15 protein-coding genes are annotated in these 15,431 nt (G+C 66.7%); 8 read left to right on the forward strand and 7 right to left on the reverse strand.

Going from position 1 to position 15,431, the window contains the following annotated elements:
- Nucleotides 1-25: 25 nt before the first annotated feature.
- Nucleotides 26-1,120 carry a phenylalanine--tRNA ligase subunit alpha gene (pheS, locus tag Q0D93_RS06885; RefSeq protein ID WP_294392307.1) on the reverse strand — a complete coding sequence of 365 codons (1,095 nt, stop codon included), beginning with the start codon at nucleotides 1,118-1,120 and terminating at the stop codon, nucleotides 26-28.
- A 229-nt stretch (nucleotides 1,121-1,349) separates the two neighbouring features.
- Here pheS and cobA point away from each other — a divergent pair, with 229 nt between their 5' ends.
- The 5 genes from cobA to Q0D93_RS06910 all read left to right on the forward strand — a co-directional run bounded on the left by cobA (nucleotide 1,350) and on the right by Q0D93_RS06910 (nucleotide 5,370).
- The gene (gene cobA / locus Q0D93_RS06890; protein WP_294392308.1) at nucleotides 1,350-2,138 is read left to right on the forward strand and encodes a uroporphyrinogen-III C-methyltransferase; all 789 of its coding nucleotides are present in this window, start codon (nucleotides 1,350-1,352) and stop codon (nucleotides 2,136-2,138) included.
- Nucleotides 2,135-2,431: a DUF2849 domain-containing protein gene (locus tag Q0D93_RS06895; RefSeq protein WP_294392310.1), complete on the forward strand. Its 297-nt coding sequence runs from the start codon at nucleotides 2,135-2,137 to the stop codon at nucleotides 2,429-2,431. The genes cobA and Q0D93_RS06895 overlap by 4 nt, the downstream gene beginning before the upstream one ends.
- Before the next feature lie 119 nt (nucleotides 2,432-2,550).
- Nucleotides 2,551-4,182 (forward strand): nitrite/sulfite reductase, encoded by a 1,632-nt coding sequence (locus tag Q0D93_RS06900; RefSeq protein WP_294392313.1) that lies wholly within the window; start codon nucleotides 2,551-2,553, stop codon nucleotides 4,180-4,182.
- Nucleotides 4,179-4,601 carry a DUF934 domain-containing protein gene (locus tag Q0D93_RS06905; RefSeq protein WP_294392314.1) on the forward strand — a complete coding sequence of 141 codons (423 nt, stop codon included), beginning with the start codon at nucleotides 4,179-4,181 and terminating at the stop codon, nucleotides 4,599-4,601. Before Q0D93_RS06900 ends, Q0D93_RS06905 begins: the two co-directional genes overlap by 4 nt.
- Complete coding sequence (locus Q0D93_RS06910; RefSeq protein ID WP_294392316.1) at nucleotides 4,594-5,370, forward strand: phosphoadenylyl-sulfate reductase; 777 nt, start codon at nucleotides 4,594-4,596, stop codon at nucleotides 5,368-5,370. Before Q0D93_RS06905 ends, Q0D93_RS06910 begins: the two co-directional genes overlap by 8 nt.
- Nucleotides 5,371-5,385: 15 nt before the next feature.
- Here Q0D93_RS06910 and Q0D93_RS06915 read toward each other — a convergent pair whose 3' ends face one another.
- The 5 genes from Q0D93_RS06915 to thiS all read right to left on the reverse strand — a co-directional run bounded on the left by Q0D93_RS06915 (nucleotide 5,386) and on the right by thiS (nucleotide 12,204).
- Entirely contained in the window at nucleotides 5,386-6,102 is a 717-nt protein-coding gene (locus Q0D93_RS06915) for a TadE/TadG family type IV pilus assembly protein (RefSeq protein ID WP_294392318.1), read from the reverse strand.
- On the reverse strand, nucleotides 6,099-6,668 hold the full coding sequence (locus Q0D93_RS06920; protein ID WP_294392320.1) for a TadE/TadG family type IV pilus assembly protein: 570 nt from the start codon (nucleotides 6,666-6,668) through the stop codon (nucleotides 6,099-6,101). Before Q0D93_RS06920 ends, Q0D93_RS06915 begins: the two co-directional genes overlap by 4 nt.
- Nucleotides 6,665-8,152: a pilus assembly protein gene (locus tag Q0D93_RS06925; RefSeq protein ID WP_294392503.1), complete on the reverse strand. Its 1,488-nt coding sequence runs from the start codon at nucleotides 8,150-8,152 to the stop codon at nucleotides 6,665-6,667. The genes Q0D93_RS06920 and Q0D93_RS06925 overlap by 4 nt, the downstream gene beginning before the upstream one ends.
- A 101-nt stretch (nucleotides 8,153-8,253) precedes the next feature.
- Nucleotides 8,254-11,115 carry a TonB-dependent receptor gene (locus Q0D93_RS06930; RefSeq protein ID WP_294392322.1) on the reverse strand — a complete coding sequence of 954 codons (2,862 nt, stop codon included), beginning with the start codon at nucleotides 11,113-11,115 and terminating at the stop codon, nucleotides 8,254-8,256.
- 72 nt (nucleotides 11,116-11,187) lie between these two features.
- Nucleotides 11,188-12,204: a sulfur carrier protein ThiS gene (thiS, locus tag Q0D93_RS06935; RefSeq protein WP_294392324.1), complete on the reverse strand. Its 1,017-nt coding sequence runs from the start codon at nucleotides 12,202-12,204 to the stop codon at nucleotides 11,188-11,190.
- Nucleotides 12,205-12,318: 114 nt separating this feature from the next.
- On the opposite strand from thiS, the gene accB reads away from it, so the two are divergent.
- Both accB and accC read left to right on the forward strand, forming a co-directional pair.
- Nucleotides 12,319-12,795, forward strand: coding sequence for an acetyl-CoA carboxylase biotin carboxyl carrier protein (gene accB, locus Q0D93_RS06940; protein WP_294392326.1), 477 nt, complete (start codon nucleotides 12,319-12,321; stop codon nucleotides 12,793-12,795).
- 6 nt (nucleotides 12,796-12,801) lie between these two features.
- Nucleotides 12,802-14,154 (forward strand): acetyl-CoA carboxylase biotin carboxylase subunit, encoded by a 1,353-nt coding sequence (gene accC, locus Q0D93_RS06945; protein WP_294392328.1) that lies wholly within the window; start codon nucleotides 12,802-12,804, stop codon nucleotides 14,152-14,154.
- Between the two features lie 83 nt (nucleotides 14,155-14,237).
- On the opposite strand, the gene Q0D93_RS06950 is transcribed toward accC, so the two are convergent.
- Complete coding sequence (locus Q0D93_RS06950) at nucleotides 14,238-14,930, reverse strand: HPP family protein (RefSeq protein ID WP_294392330.1); 693 nt, start codon at nucleotides 14,928-14,930, stop codon at nucleotides 14,238-14,240.
- A 154-nt stretch (nucleotides 14,931-15,084) separates the two neighbouring features.
- Between Q0D93_RS06950 and arsC the strand changes: the two genes are divergently transcribed.
- Entirely contained in the window at nucleotides 15,085-15,420 is a 336-nt protein-coding gene (gene arsC / locus Q0D93_RS06955) for an arsenate reductase (glutaredoxin) (protein WP_294392331.1), read from the forward strand.
- The last annotated feature ends 11 nt before the right edge of the window (nucleotides 15,421-15,431 follow it).

The following is a 15,431-nucleotide window of genomic DNA, read 5'->3' on the forward strand; positions in this document are numbered from 1 at the left end:
GCGAGAACTTCATCGTTGTATTCCCTCAGGCAGCCGTGCCGACGCCGGCCGACAGGGTCGGCACGTCGAGCGCGGAGAAGCCGTAGTGCGAAAGCCAGCGGACATCGCCATCGAAGAAGGCGCGCAGATCGTCCATGCCGTACTTGAGCATGGCGAGGCGATCGACGCCGGTGCCAAAGGCGAAGCCCTGCCACTCGTCGGGATCGAGCCCGGCCGCTTCGATCACCTTGCGGTTGACCATGCCGCTGCCCAGCACTTCCATCCAGCCTTCCGAACCGCCGACGACGCGCTTGCCCTTCTGCATCGTGTAGCCGATGTCGACCTCCGCGGAGGGCTCGGTGAAGGGGAAGTAGCTGGGGCGCAGGCGCAGCACGATGTCCTCGCGCTCGAAGAACGCCTTGAGGAAGGTCTCCAGCGTCCATTTGAGGTGGGCGAGGGTGATACCCTTGTCGATCACCAGCCCTTCGATCTGGTGGAACATCGGCGTGTGGGTGGCGTCGCTGTCCGATCGGTAGACGCGGCCGGGCGCGATCACCCGCAGCGGCGGCGCCTGCCTGGTCATGGTGCGGATCTGGACGGGCGAAGTATGGGTGCGGAGCAGCATCTTGTGCTCCTGCCCATCCCCGTGCGTTTGGCTGTCCGGGAAGTAGAAGGTGTCGTGCATCGCGCGCGCCGGATGCGTCTCCGGAATGTTGAGCGCGGTGAAATTGTGCCAGTCGTCCTCGATCTCTGGCCCCGTGGCGACGGAAAAGCCCAAGTCGGCGAAGATCTCCGCCAGTTCGTCCATCACCTGGCTGACGGGATGGATCGAACCCGCGGCCGTGCCCGCCAGCGGCAGCGTCATGTCCAGCGTCTCGGCCGCCAGCTTGGCATCGAGCGCGGCCGCATCCAGCACCGCCTTGCGCCCGGCGATGGCATCGGCCACCGCGCCGCGCAGTGCCTGGATGGCGGGGGCCTTGGCCTGCCGCTCCTCCGGCGCCATTTGGCCCAGGGTCTTCAGCAATGCCGTGATGCTGCCGCTCTTGCCGAGCGCGCCCACGCGGATCGACTCCAGCGCATCCGCATCGGCGGTGGAAATGGCGCTCAGCAGGTCCGCCTTGGTCTGGTCGAGATCGTTCACTTGGTCCTTGTCCGTGAGGCCGCGCGCAACGGAACGGCGCGCCGCAGCGTGTCCATTGCCGGGCTTGGCGAGCCCGCGTCAACCGGCAGGCCCGATTAACCGCCGACCGATGCATGTCTGCCGCGCTCCCGCGTGATTTCGGGAAAGAACCGGCGCGCACAAGTATCTCTAGCATGGGCCAAAGGATCGCTGGATTGCGCGCCCACGCGGATCCGCCCATGCCGGGACCATGGCGAGCCTTCTTGATCCCCATGCGCGCGGACGCGTGATCCTGGTCGGTGCCGGCCCCGGCGATCCCGACCTCCTGACCCTGCGCGCGGTGGAGGCGCTCCGCCAGGCGGACGTGGTCGTCCATGACGGGCTGATCGACCCGCGCGTGATGGACCATGCGCCCGCGTCGGCGCAGCGCATCTCCGTCGCCAAGCAACGCTCCCGCCACACCCTGCCGCAGGAGGCGATCAATGCCCTGATCGTCGCCCATGTGAAGGCGGGGTCGGTGGTTGTGCGGCTGAAGGGCGGCGACCCCTTCGTCTTCGGGCGCGGCGGCGAGGAGGTGGAAGCCGTGCGCGCCGCCGGGCTGCGGGTGGAGGTGGTCCCCGGCGTGTCGGCGGCGCTGGGTTGTGCGGCGGAGGCCATGCTGCCCCTCACCCATCGCGATTGGTCGAGTGCGGTGAGCTTCGTCGCTGGCCAGTGCAAGGGGCTGTCGGAACAGGATTGGTCGGGTCTGGCGGGACGTGGGCGCACGCTGGTCATCTACATGGGCCTCGCCAATGCCCGCGCGATCGCGGACAAGTTGATGAACGATGGGGTCGCGCCCGACATGCCGGTTGCGGTGCTGGAACGCGGCACCTTGCCCGGATCGCGCGCGCTGCGCACCCTGCTGGCGGACCTTGGCGACATGGTCGATCGCGATGGAGTACAGAGCCCCGCGATCATTGTCGTGGGCGAGGTCGTGCTGCTGTCGGATGCGGAGAGCCGTCTGGCCGCCTTCGCCGCGCAGGCGGAGGCGCTGGCGTGAAGATCCTGACCGGGAACGACCTGGTGACCGGCGACGTCGTCTGGTGGACCGGCGACGGCTGGTCGCGGCTGGTCGCCGATGCGGTGGACGTGGCCGACGCTGGCGAGGCGATCGCCAAGCGCGAGGAGGCCGCGCGCCGCGTCAACGTGCCCTATCTGCTCGACGCAGCCCTGGGCGAAACCGGCCCCGTCCCGCTCCACATCAAGGACCGTATCCGCGCCGCCGGCCCGACCGTGCGCCCCGACCTCGGCGTGCAGGCGGAGCAGGTCGCGCGCGAAAGCTGGGTGATATGACACGCTCACGCCGTGCCGCGACGCCGCGGACCGATACCGGTTTCTACACGCACCATCTCTCGCCACGAGAGACATGGGCCCCTGCCTTTGCAGGGGCGACGTGCTCCAAGGGCTGACGCATGTACCAGTATGACCAACACGACCAGGCGATCGTCGACGCCCGTGTCGAGGAGTTTCGCGACCAGGTCGCCCGCCGCCTGTCCGGCGAGATGAGCGAGGACCAGTTCAAGCCGCTGCGGCTGATGAACGGCCTCTACCTCCAGCTCCACGCCTACATGCTGCGCGTCGCCATTCCCTATGGCACGCTCAACAGCCGCCAGATGCGGATGCTGGCTTATGTCGCGCGCAAATATGACCGCGATTACGGCCATTTCACCACCCGCCAGAACCTCCAGTACAATTGGATCAAGCTGGAGGACGCGCCGGAAATCCTGGCCGAACTGGCGACGGTCGAGATGCATGCCATCCAGACCAGCGGCAATTGCATCCGCAACATCAGTTCGGACCAATATGCCGGTGCCGCGGCGGACGAGGTGGCGGACCCCCGTCCCTATGCCGAACTGCTGCGGCAATGGTCGACCTTCCACCCCGAATTCACCTACCTGCCGCGCAAGTTCAAGATCGCGGTGATCGCGGCGGACGAGGATCGCGCCGCGATGCGCCTCCACGACATCGGTCTGCAGCTGAAGCGGGACTCGACCGGCACCTTGGGCTTCGCGGTCTATGTCGGCGGCGGTCAGGGGCGCACCCCGATGGTGGCGCCGCTGATCCGCGACTTCGTGGCCGCCGACCGGTTCGTCAGCTATCTGGAGGCCTGCCTGCGGGTCTATAATCGCTACGGCCGGCGCGACAATATCTACAAGGCGCGGATCAAGATCCTGGTGCACGAGATCGGCGCGGACGAATATCGCCGGCAGGTGGAGGAGGAGTTCCTTCATGTGCAGACGCTGGACATCGATCCTCCAGCCGCCGAGCTGGAGCGCATTACCGCCTTCTTCGCTCCCCCGGCATTCGTGGAGGGCGCGGCGGAACTGGACCGCGGCGATCCCGATTTCGCGATCTGGCTCGACCAGCAGACCGCCGCCCACAAGCGGGCCGACCATGCCATCGTCACGATCAGCCTGAAGCCGATCGGCGGCATCCCCGGCGATGCGTCATCGGCGCAGATGGACCTGATCGCCGATCTGGCCGAGCGTTACGGCTATGACGAACTGCGCATCACCCACGCGCAGAACATCGTCCTGCCGCATGTCCGCAAGGCCGACCTGTATGCGGTGTGGCAGGCGCTGGACGGGGCGGGCCTCGCCACCCCCAATCTCGATCTGGTGAGCGACATCATCGCCTGTCCGGGGCTCGATTATTGCAGCCTCGCCAATGCCCGTTCGATTCCGCTGGCGCAGAAGATTGCGGAGCGGTTCGCCGACCTCGATCGCCAGCGCGACCTGGGCCAGGTTAAACTCAAGATTTCCGGCTGCATCAACGCCTGCGGCCACCACCATGCCGGGCACATCGGCATATTGGGCGTCGATCGTAAGGGGGAGGAGAATTACCAACTCTCCTTCGGCGGATCGGGCGCGCAGGATGCCAGCCTTGCCCGGATCGTCGGCCCCGGCTTCTCCGAAGACGGCGTGGTCGATGCGGTGGAACGGGCATTGGAAACCTATCGCGGGCTGCGGGCGGAGGGGGAACGCTTCCTCGACACCTATCGTCGCGTCGGCCTCGAACCCTTCAAGCAGGCGATTTACGGATGACCCTGATCCGCTTCCGCGACGATGCCGCGCATGAAGAGCCGGCGGGGACGCTCGACGACTTCCTCGGCCAGACCAACGCCACCGCCGTGCGGCTGGAAGCGGGCGAGGATGCGCGCGCGCTTCTCCCCCACCTCAATCGGCTGGCGCTGATCGAGATCGCCTTCCCCACCTTTCGCGACGGGCGCGGCTATTCCGCCGCACGTATCCTGCGCGAGGCGGGCTATGCCGGCGAACTGCGCGCGCAGGGCGAGATCCTGCTCGACCAGGTGGTGCAATATCGCCGCTGCGGCTTCGATGCCCTGGCGAGCGAACGGGAGCTTGATCCCGCGGCGGTCGAGACGGCGTTGTCCCGCTTCCCGCAGGTCTACCAACCGGCCGCCGATGCGCGCGCGCCGGTGTGGAGGCTGCGCCATGGCTGAGGCGGCACGGCGGCTGGATACGCTGGACGTTCGCCCCGCCTTCACCCAGGCGGACGTGGACGCGCTGAATGCGCGTCATACCGGTCGACCGACGGGCGAGATGCTGCGGGACCTGTTGACCGGCGACCTCGCCGGCCGGGTCGCCCTGGTCTCCTCCTTTGGTGCCGAATCCGCTGTGTTGCTGCATCTGGTGAGCGAGGTGGACAAGGCCATCCCGCTGATCTTCACCAACACGCAGAAGATGTTCGGCGAAACTCTCGCCTATCGGGACGAGGTGGCGGAACGGCTCGGCTTCGTCGATCTGCGCGTCTACCGTCCCAATCCGATGATCCTGGCGGACAGGGACAATACGGGCCTGCGCTGGTCCTACGATCCCGACGGCTGCTGCGCGATCCGCAAGGTGGAGCCGCTCCAGCGCGCGCTCAAGGGCTTCGATGCGTGGATTTCGGGGCGCAAGGGGTTCCAGGCCGGTACCCGCCGGGCACTGCCCCTGTTCGAGCTGGACGTCGACCATGCCGATGGCCCGAAGCTGAAGCTGAACCCGCTGGCGGGCTGGTCCAAGGACGAACTGAACGCCTATTTCGATGCGCACAAGCTGCCCCGCCACCCGCTGGAGGCGCAGGGCTATCCCTCGATCGGCTGCTCGCCCTGCACCAGCAAGGTGTTGCCGGGCGAGGATCCGCGATCCGGACGCTGGCGCGGCTGGGACAAGGTGGAATGCGGCATCCACACCCCGATCAGCCCGAGCGAGAACGACCCGATCTTCTGACCGGCCGTACGCCGATCAGCCGGTGGGGATGCCCGCCTTGAACAGCCGGCAATCCGATCGCCCGTCGCCGCTGACCTTGTTGCCGTTGTAGACCGAATAATCGGTGCGCTGGCGTACGTTGAACGCTTCCACCGCGCGCAAGGTCTGCGGGCCGAAGGTGAAGAACGGCACCAGCGGGCGATAAGCGTAAAAGATTTCCGCCACCATTACCGCCGTGCCGCCCGACGCGGCGATCTGCGCATCGCCCGGCCCCATGCCGGTGATGGTGGACGCGCTCTCCACCGCGCCATGATCGGTGTTGACGGTGCTATCCAGGTTGGTGACCGCCCCGCCCGAGCTGTTGCGCGGCACGCCATAGCTGGACGCCATGTTGAGCGCGCCGGCGCATCGCTGCCACCGGATCCACTGCGCGAAATCCGACGTGCCATTCGCCTTCGTGGTGCGCTGCTCCAGATCGCTCAGGATGATGCGGCCGTTGGCGGCAAAATCGTCGCCGCCCATCAGCTTGCCGCCGATCATCACCTCGTTCACGTCGGTTTCGTCCATCGCGTTGCGCACCCGCGCGGCATTGTCCGCCACCGTCTGGGCGATCTGGTTCATGCGCAGCACCATCTGCACGTATCGCGCGACCTCGATCCCGCCGAGCCCGACCAGCAGCAGCAACGGCAGGGTCAGCGCGAATTCGATCAGGGCGACGCCGCGCTGGTCGCCCGCCAGGGTATGGGCCGTCATGTGCAGACCGTGACCGGCTGCGCCTGCGCCTCATAAGGCTGGTTGCGCATCATCATGGTGGCGGTGATCGTCGTCAGGTCGGGGAAGCCCAGGAACCGGCCGAGCGGCATCAGCGCGGGGTAGCTGACCGTCGCGGTGTAATAGATGATGTCGTCGCCGCCGCCATTGCCACCGGCGCCGCCGTCCGCATCCCACTGCTTGTTGTTGTTGAGGTCGAGGAAGCAATCCCCCTTGTTGTAGGTGCCGAGCGGGGCGGTGTCGGTGGTGATCGGCTCCGGCTTTCCGACCGTACTGAAATCGTCATAGCTCATCGGCTTGACCTTCACGTCGGCGGAACTCAGCAGGGTCCGCATCCGCCCTTGAACAAAGGTGGTCACCGTCTGGGTGGTGACGCCGCCCACCGTCACCTGGCGCGCGGCCTGGTCCATCGCGCCCTGCAGCTGCACGCCCATGAAAGCACGAAAGGCCAGGTCGGTCAGCGCCATGATCGTCATGATCAGGGGGGCCGCGATCAAGGCGAACTCCACCACGGTGGCACCCCGGCGGTCGCGTAGCAGCCGCCTCACTTGGTGAGCCTCAGCGCGCCGATATTCCGGCCGATCTCCGTAAACTTGGCGATCAGCGCGGCGGAATTGCCGGAGGTGGACGCCTGCCCCGGATTGGTCGCGCAATTCTTCAGGCTGGTGTCGAGGCTGCTGGCAAACGCCACCACCCACACCGACACGCCGCGATTTTTCACCGTGCTGCACATCAGGTTGAAACGCTGCTGGTGACGCGCGTCCTGGGTGCTGAGGCTGCCGCCTGTTACACGCTGGTCATAGGCTTCGATGCCGTAGGCTGAATAGATCGTGGAGCCTGTATCGAGCTGGCCGTCCGTCATGAAGATAATGAAGCGGTTGGTCGGCATGCCATTATAGCTCGCAGGACTGTCCGCGAACACACCGGCCGGGGAGATCAGACGCGCACCCCAGATCATGCCGATATCATGGTAAGTACCGCCGTCCGGGGCCAACGCGTTGAGGTAGCTGTTCAGATCGCCTCGTGACCACGCCTGCAATCGCCTCGCTTCATACGGACAGGCAGTCTGAGTCGGAGTATTGTTATTGCCATAGGTAAACGTCTGCGATCCAGCATCGGGATCGTAGGGCGGCCAGCGCTTTTCGGCACTGTCAGCCGGAGCGTCGATATCCAGATCGTAAGCGCCCGACGGGATCGTCTGCGTGCTGGCTGTGATCGTGGATACGGTCTGCCGCTCCTCAATACACCCGCTCCAGTCGGCAAACGAAGAGGCCTTGTGCGAGACGCTATTCTGTTGCGCGTAGCAGTTGTTGTTGTTGCAGACTTTGCGATAGTAAGGTACGGGATTGCGAATGTAATCCGCATTCACCTTATACAGCAGCTTCCCAACATTTACTGTGCTTGAATAAGGCACCACCCCGAAGCGCAGCCGCATGCCCGCCGCCGACAATTGCTGCTGGATCGGCGCAAGCTGGTCGTAGAGGGCGAGCACGGCGGAACGCAGCGCGGCAATCTTGGTCTGGTTGTCGCTGGACGATGCCTTGTCCGCCATCGAGCCGGTCGTATCCAGCACCAGCACGATGTCCGTGTTCACGAAATCCTGCTGCGCGGTGCAGGTGGTGCTGATCGTCGTCGGCTGAAAACCGAACAGGCCCATCACCGATGCGCCAAGCTTGGTGGTGGAGGTGACGGCCACAACCTTGGTCGACGTGCCCGTCACCGACACGCTGGGAGTGAACGGCGTGGTGCCGTAGAGGCCCTGTTTGAAGTTGAAGTTGAAGAACTTGACCGCCTCGGTGGAAGCGCTGGTGGTGCTCTGCCCCTGGCTCAGCGCCCAGCGGCCGGCAAGCGACGAGGCATCGCACGCCTGCTGCATGCGCGACCGCACCACATAATAGCGCCCCACATCGATGCTGGACCCGACCAGTGCCAGCAAGGGGATCAGCAGCGCGCCGGTCAGGATCAGCGCGTTGCCCGCTTCGTTGCGACCCAATTGGCGCAGGAGAGCACGCAGCCGCACGCAACAGGACATCAGGATCAACGGCACGCACTCCAGCCCTACATGGCTGGACCGGGCTTAAGCCGGCTGCACTTACAAAGCGTTAAGTAGCGTAACCTTGTGTAAGATGATGGTTAGAACAGCAGCTTCCTGACCGTCACCATCACCGTCCGACCGAGCGCATCGAGGTAAGCGGGCTGGTAGCGGAGCGGCGTGTCGCCGGCCGCGTCGCGCACGCGCTGGCGTTCGTTGGTGATGTTGTTGACCGCGAAGGTCAGCCGCAACCCGCGCGCCCATGGCTTGCCGACAAAGGCCGGCATCTGGCCGAAGTCGGCGAACAGGCGCAGGTCGGCGGTGGCGAGCGGCGAGAAATGGAGGTCGCCCAACGCGCCGGTATCGCCGCCGCGCACTGCGGTCGCGCTTTGCCAGTCGGCGCTGAGCCGGGCGCCCAGGCCATTGTTGGAATAGCCGACCTGCCCTTCCACACGGTGGCGGCTCGTGCCGCCGCCGCTGCCGATCGATCCGCCGTTCAACAGGTCGATCACCGGCAGGCCGCGACGGATCAGGATGTCGCTCTTCAGCGTCCACGTGTCATAGAGCGCGAATTGCAGCCGCCCGCCGCCTTGGCCGCGTCCGAAACCACCGCCGCCACCCCGGCCGAAGCCTCCGGGCCCTCCGCCAACGCCTCCGCCAGGCCCCGCGCCACCGCCGGGGGGTGGCGCGGGTGCATCGCCGGGCGGCGGACCGTCGGAGGGTGAAGCCCCCTCGCCCCTCGGTCGCTGGTCCCCGGCCTGCTGGCGATCGGCCGATTGCTGTGCCCGCTCCTGCTGGCGACGCTGCGGAATGGGGAATGGCGGCGGCACGTCCTGACCAGCCTCTCGCGCGGCGCGCCACGCCTCAAACTTGCGCTGCATGATCGATTTGAGGTTGATGGACGCATTGAAGCCGATGCGCAGCTCGTCGCGCCGTTCCGAATCGAAGTTGACCGAGCGCGTATCGACCGAGATCAGTCGCCCCGCCGCATCGCGCACGAACCGGTCGGGAAACGCCCCTTCCACATCGATGGTCGGCTCGGGCAGGCTGAAGATCGATCCCGTGGTCCGCGTCCGCACATAATTGGCGATCAAGGTCAGGTCGCCCTTGTTCAACGGCTTCAGCGTCGCGCCGAGCTTGAGGACGCGCCGCCGGCTGCCGTCGAGATCGGGATTGCCGCCGCTGGTCTGGGTCACGTCCACGGTGGTGCCCGCGACATAGTCGAACACGCGCACCTGCGGCGTGATGACGGTGGGATTGCCGAGTTGCTGCACGGTCGGTGCCGCCTCGTCGCGGGTGAAGGAGCCGATCAGGTTGAGCCTGGTCACCGGGGTCCACGTCACACCCCCGCCATAGGTGGTCAGCGTGCCGAAGTCGGACAGGTCGCGCACCGCCGCGTTGCCGTTCAGTGACAGGCTGCCAAGCCATGGCAACACGCCGTTGCGACGGCTGGCGATCGGCAGGTCGACATTGATCTGCCCGCTAGCATTGCGGCGGTCGAGGTCGCCGGACTGGCGCAGGCCGGCGCGTTCCGACGACGAATCGAGCCGGATATAATCAAGCCCGACGCGCAGGTTGGTGTTGATCGGCCCGGCCGGCAGCTTGGCGACCGGACCCCCGACCATCGCCTGCAGCTCGCCGCTATTGGCGATGGAGCGCGCCCGATCCGTCCGCGCGCCGCCGACCAGCCCGTCCGGCAGCGGCCCGAACGGATCCAGAGCGGGGTCGAGCGCGGTCAGGCGATCTTGCAGGCTCGCGATGTCGGGCGAACGATCGGTGCGGGTGCGCGTGTCGCTGTGGTCGTAATTGCCGGTGACGGTCCAGCGCCAATTGCCGCGATCTCCGTTCAGCCCCAGGCCGAGATGCCCGTCCAGCGTGCTGCCGCGCTGGTGCAAGGGATCGGTCGACAGGTAACGCTGCACCGCGACGCTACCGCCAAAAGGCGAAAACGGGCTGTCGTCCGGCACCGCCAGCGTCGCGCCGGGTAGGCCGCGCAGGGCGTCCGTCTCCGTATAGGCCAGGCTGCCGTTCACCGTCGCGGTGGAACGCCCGAAGGCCGGCTGCGAATAGACGATGTTGGTGCTGATCTGCTGCGACGATCCACGCAACGTGCGATAGCGCGACACGTCGGTGACGTTGGGCGTGTTGGCGGTGGCGGCAAAGTCCGCAAGCGTGCGGCCCGTCACCGGAACACCAGCAACGGTCACCGCCTGACCGACGAGCGCGCTCAACGCCGGATCTATCTCGGCCGACGCGCTGCCGATCGGCGCCGTGACGTTGCCCGCGAGGTCATAGGGTTGCCCGCTCGCGATCGACTGGACGTCGCGCTGGCTTTCCTTCAGCTTGGCATTGCCCTGGTAGCGGAGGTTGACGCTCAGCCGCTGGTCGCGGCGGATGCGGACCAGGTTGACCTCCGGATTGGTGTTCTCGCCGCCGCCCTCCGTGGCGATGCCCGCGCCGGCCTGCGCCACCAGCGTCCGGAAACGCTGCCGCAGGACGAAGTTCACCACCCGCTGATCGGCGGAGTAGCCGTATTTCAGCGACACTTCCTCCGGCAGGATTTCCACCCGCAGGATCGCCTCGGTCGGCAGGTCGCGTATCTCGCCGAAGCCGGTGATCCGCCGGCCGTTGAGCAGCACCACCGGCGCGCCCTGCCCGCGCCCGCTGGTGGTCTGCGGCGCCAGCTGATCGAGCAGGTCGGAGACATTGTTGACGCCGTAGGAGCGGACATCCGCCGGGCTCAGCGTCACCTCCGGCTGGATGTCGCCGATCACCGACCCCGGGGGCTTCTGCCCGGTGACGGTGATCTCCTCCTCCGCCTCCATCGCGTCGGCCGCCGCGGCGGGATGCTCGGCCGTGGCCGGCTCGCCTGCGGCAATTGCCGATTCGGTCGGGCTGGCGGTCTGGGCCGCCACCATCATCGGGGTCAACAGCAGCGGCAGGGTCAGCAGGGTGTGGCGCATACGGCGGCGCTTAGGGGCGCCAAGTTGAACCGGGGCTTTCACGCGACGAACCGTTCGGGCGTGCGATCGCGATCAGATCAGGCCGGCAAGCGGGCTGGACGGATCGGCATAAAGCCGCTTGCCCATGCGGCCGGCGCGATAGGACAGGCGTCCCGCCTCCACCGCCGCCTTCATCGCCGCCGCCATCATGATCGGGTCCTTGGCCTCAGCGATGGCGGTGTTCATCAGCACGCCGTCGCAGCCCAGCTCCATCGCCACCGCCGCGTCGGATGCGCTGCCGACGCCCGCATCGACCAGCACCGGCACCTTGGCCCCTTCCACGATCAGGCGGATCGTGACGAGGTTCTGGATGCCCAACCCCGACCCGATCGGCGCGCCCAGCGGCATGATCGCCACCGCGCCCGCATCCTCCAGCCGCCTGGCGGCGATGGGATCGTCGACGCAATAGACCATCGGCTCGAAGCCTTCCTTGGCCAGCACCTCGGTCGCGCGCAACGTCTCGACCATGTCGGGGTAGAGCGTCCGCGCCTCGCCCAGCACCTCCAGCTTCACCAGGTTCCAACCGCCCGCCTCGCGCGCCAGGCGCAGCGTGCGGATCGCATCCTCCGCCGTGAAGCAGCCGGCGGTGTTCGGCAGGTAGGTGACCTTCTTGGGATCGATATAATCCGTCAGCATCGGCGCGTTGCGATCGCTGACGTTCACGCGCCGCACCGCCACGGTCACGATCTCCGCGCCCGAAGCCTCCAGAGCGGCGGCATTCTGGGCGAAATCCTTATACTTGCCGGTGCCGACGATCAGGCGCGAGCGGAAGGTCCGCCCCGCCACCGTCCACGTATCCTGCGCGATCGACGCGGCATGGTCGCCGCCGCCGACGAAGTGGACGATCTCCAGCTCGTCGCCATCCTCCAGCTCGACCTGGGCGATGGTGGAGCGCGGCACCACCTCCAAATTGCGTTCCACCGCCACCTTTTCGGGGACCAGGCCCAGTTCCTGCGCCAGGTCGGCGATGGTCATGCCGGCGGCCACGCGCTTGTGTCCGCCATTGACCGTGATAGTGATGGTGCCGTCGCTATGGATGGGTGTCGTCATGCACCCGATCTAGGGCTTTGCGACGCAGGATGAAACCCGGATGCGTTTGATGCGCTGGACGTTCGCGGCCGTCCCTGCCAATAGCGCCGCTTCACTTTCAGGGGCCATCGTCGGATGACCGAAACCAATAACACCACCATGCAGGTTGATGCCGGGCTGGTCCGCCAGCTCGCCGAACTGCTCGATGACACGCGCCTCACCGAGATCGAGGTGCAGGATGGCGATCGCCGCATCCGTGTCGTGCGCAGCGTCACCATGACCTCGGCGGCGCCGGTCGCCGTCGCCGCCGCGCCGATGGCGCCCGCTTCCGCCGCGCCTGCCGCCGCACCGGCGCTGGCGGCTCCCTCGGGCGAGCATCCCGGCACGATCCGCTCGCCGATGGTCGGCACTTGCTACATGTCGAGCGCGCCCGGTGCAAAGGCGTTCGTCTCGGTCGGGGATCAGGTCGGCGCGGGCGACACCTTGCTGATCGTGGAGGCGATGAAGGTCATGAACCCGATCGTCTCGCCGCGCGCCGGCAAGGTCACGGCCATCCTGGTCGACAATGCCCAGCCGGTCGAGTTCGACCAGCCGCTCGTCGTCGTCGAGTAAGCGCCCTTGCCCGAGATCAAGAAGGTCCTGATCGCCAACCGCGGCGAGATCGCGCTCCGCATCCACCGCGCCTGCCACGAAATGGGCATCCGCACGGTCGCGGCCCACTCGACCGCCGATGCCGACGCAATGCACGTCCGGCTGGCGGACGAGGCGATCTGCATCGGTCCGCCGAGCGCGGGCGAAAGCTACCTCAACATCCCGAACATCATCTCCGCCGCCGAGATTTCGGGCGCGGACGCGATCCATCCGGGCTACGGCTTCCTGTCGGAGAATGCCCGTTTCGCGGAGATCGTGGAGGCGCACGACATCATCTGGATCGGGCCCAAGCCCGAACATATCCGGACCATGGGCGATAAGGTGGAGGCCAAGCGTAGCGCCGGCGCGCTCGGCCTGCCGCTCGTGCCCGGTTCCGATGGCGCGCTGAGCGACGTGGCCGAGGCGAAGGCCCTGGCACGTGAGATCGGCTATCCCGTCCTGATCAAGGCCGCATCGGGCGGCGGCGGGCGCGGCATGAAGGTCGTGCCGAGCGAGGACCAGCTCGAAACCCTGATGGAGCAGGCCGGGACGGAGGCTGCGGCCGCGTTCGGTGACGCCACCGTCTACATGGAGAAATATCTCGGCGATCCCCGCCACATCGAATTCCAGATCTTTGGCGACGGCAACGGCAACGCCATCCACCTGGGCGAGCGCGACTGCTCGCTCCAGCGCCGACACCAGAAGGTACTGGAAGAGGCCCCCTCCCCGATCATCTCCCCGGAGGAGCGCGAACGGATGGGCGGCATCGTCGCCAGCGCGATGGCCGACATGGGTTATCGCGGCGCGGGCACGATCGAGTTCCTGTGGGAAGACGGCGAATTCTACTTCATCGAGATGAATACCCGCCTGCAGGTGGAGCATCCGGTGACGGAGGCGATCACCGGCCTCGACCTCGTTCGCGAACAGATCCGCATCGCGGAGGGTCACCCGCTGTCGCTGCGCCAGGAAGACGTGGTGTTCCGGGGCCATGCGATCGAATGCCGCATCAATGCCGAGGATCCGCGCACCTTCGCCCCGTCGCCGGGGACGGTGAAGCAATATCACGCGCCGGGCGGCATGAACGTCCGCGTCGATAGCGGCCTGTATGCGGGGTACCGCATCCCGCCTTATTACGATTCGATGATCGCCAAGCTGATCGTCTATGGCACCACCCGTCAGGGCGCGCTCCGCCGCCTGCGCCGCGCGCTGGAGGAGTTCGTGATCGAGGGGGTGAAGACCACCATCCCGCTTCACCAGGCGCTGCTGGACGATCCCGAATTTCAGCAGGGCGATTATACGATCAAGTGGCTGGAACGCTGGCTCGCCGAACAGGGCGAATAAGCCGGGGATGTAGCGGATGGAGGGCCGGTCGCCGCAAGCGCGCCGGCCCTTTTTCCTTGCTCCGTATCGCCTGCCGCGCCCGGCTATGCCGTCTTCGCCCCACCCCGACGCTGCGCAGCGTGATACTCGACGCGCCGGAACAGCAGGTCGAGATCCTCCCGGCTGACATCGAATGTTTCGCCGAGTTCCTCCAACGCAAGGTCGATATCCTCGGGATGCGGCAGGCCGGATAGCGGCGGCACGACATAGCCCGCTACCGGCACCGGACGGTGCGGATAGCTGTGCCCCGACCAGCGATGGAAGGCGAGACCGATCCCGGCGAGGATGACAGCATTCAGGCCGATCGGCAGCAGCGGGAACAGATATCCCGCCGACGTCACCGCCGGTCCGCCCACCACTGCCGTCAGCGCCGCCGCCCCGCCCGGCGGATGGAGCGAGCGCGTCAGCGACATGGCCAGGATAGCCAGAGCCACCGCCAACCCCGCCGCCAACGAGGGGATCGGCACCAGCTTCGCCACTGTCACGCCGACCATTGCCGAGATGACGTTGCCGCCGACCACCGGCCACGGCTGCGCCAGGGGGCTCGCCGGAACTGCGAATACCAGCACAGCCGATGCGCCCATCGGCGCGACGATCCACAGCCAGGCACCTGCGGGATGGACCAGCAGCGCGCTGATCAGCCCGGTCAGGGCAATACCCACGAACGCGCCGATACAGGCGAACAGCCGATCCGGCAGATTGCCGCCGGCCAGGATCGGAACGAAATAAGCGCGCATATGGGTTCCAACAGCTTCGTCGTCTCGCGCTTAGGAGGGGACAGGCTCGCCGTCACACAAGATGTGCTTGCGTGATGAAAAGGGCGTGCGGTTTGGGCGGCTGCATGTTGCCGCGCCAGCGTGCTACGATCCAGGCTTGCACATGGGAGACCGCATGAAGGCCACGATCTACCACAATCCCCGCTGCTCCAAATCGCGCGAGGCGCTGGCGCTGTTGCAGCAGGCCGGGGCCAACATCGTCATCGTCGAATATCTGAAGAACCCGCCTGCCCGTGCCGACTTGGCGCGGCTCTTTGCCGATGCGGGAATGACGCCGCGCGATGGGCTGCGTCTGGCCGAAGCGGAGGCAAAGGGGCTGAAGGATGCGTCTGACGACGCGATCCTCGACGCGATGGCAGGCAATCCCGTTGTGATCGAACGGCCGCTGGTCCGAACGGAAAAGGGCGTCCGCCTGGGACGCCCTCCGCAAAGGATCCATGAGATCCTGTAGCAAGGCAACGG

Origin of the sequence: uncultured Sphingomonas sp. (assembly GCF_934560975.1) — a bacterium.
Taxonomy (GTDB): domain Bacteria; phylum Pseudomonadota; class Alphaproteobacteria; order Sphingomonadales; family Sphingomonadaceae; genus Sphingomonas_I.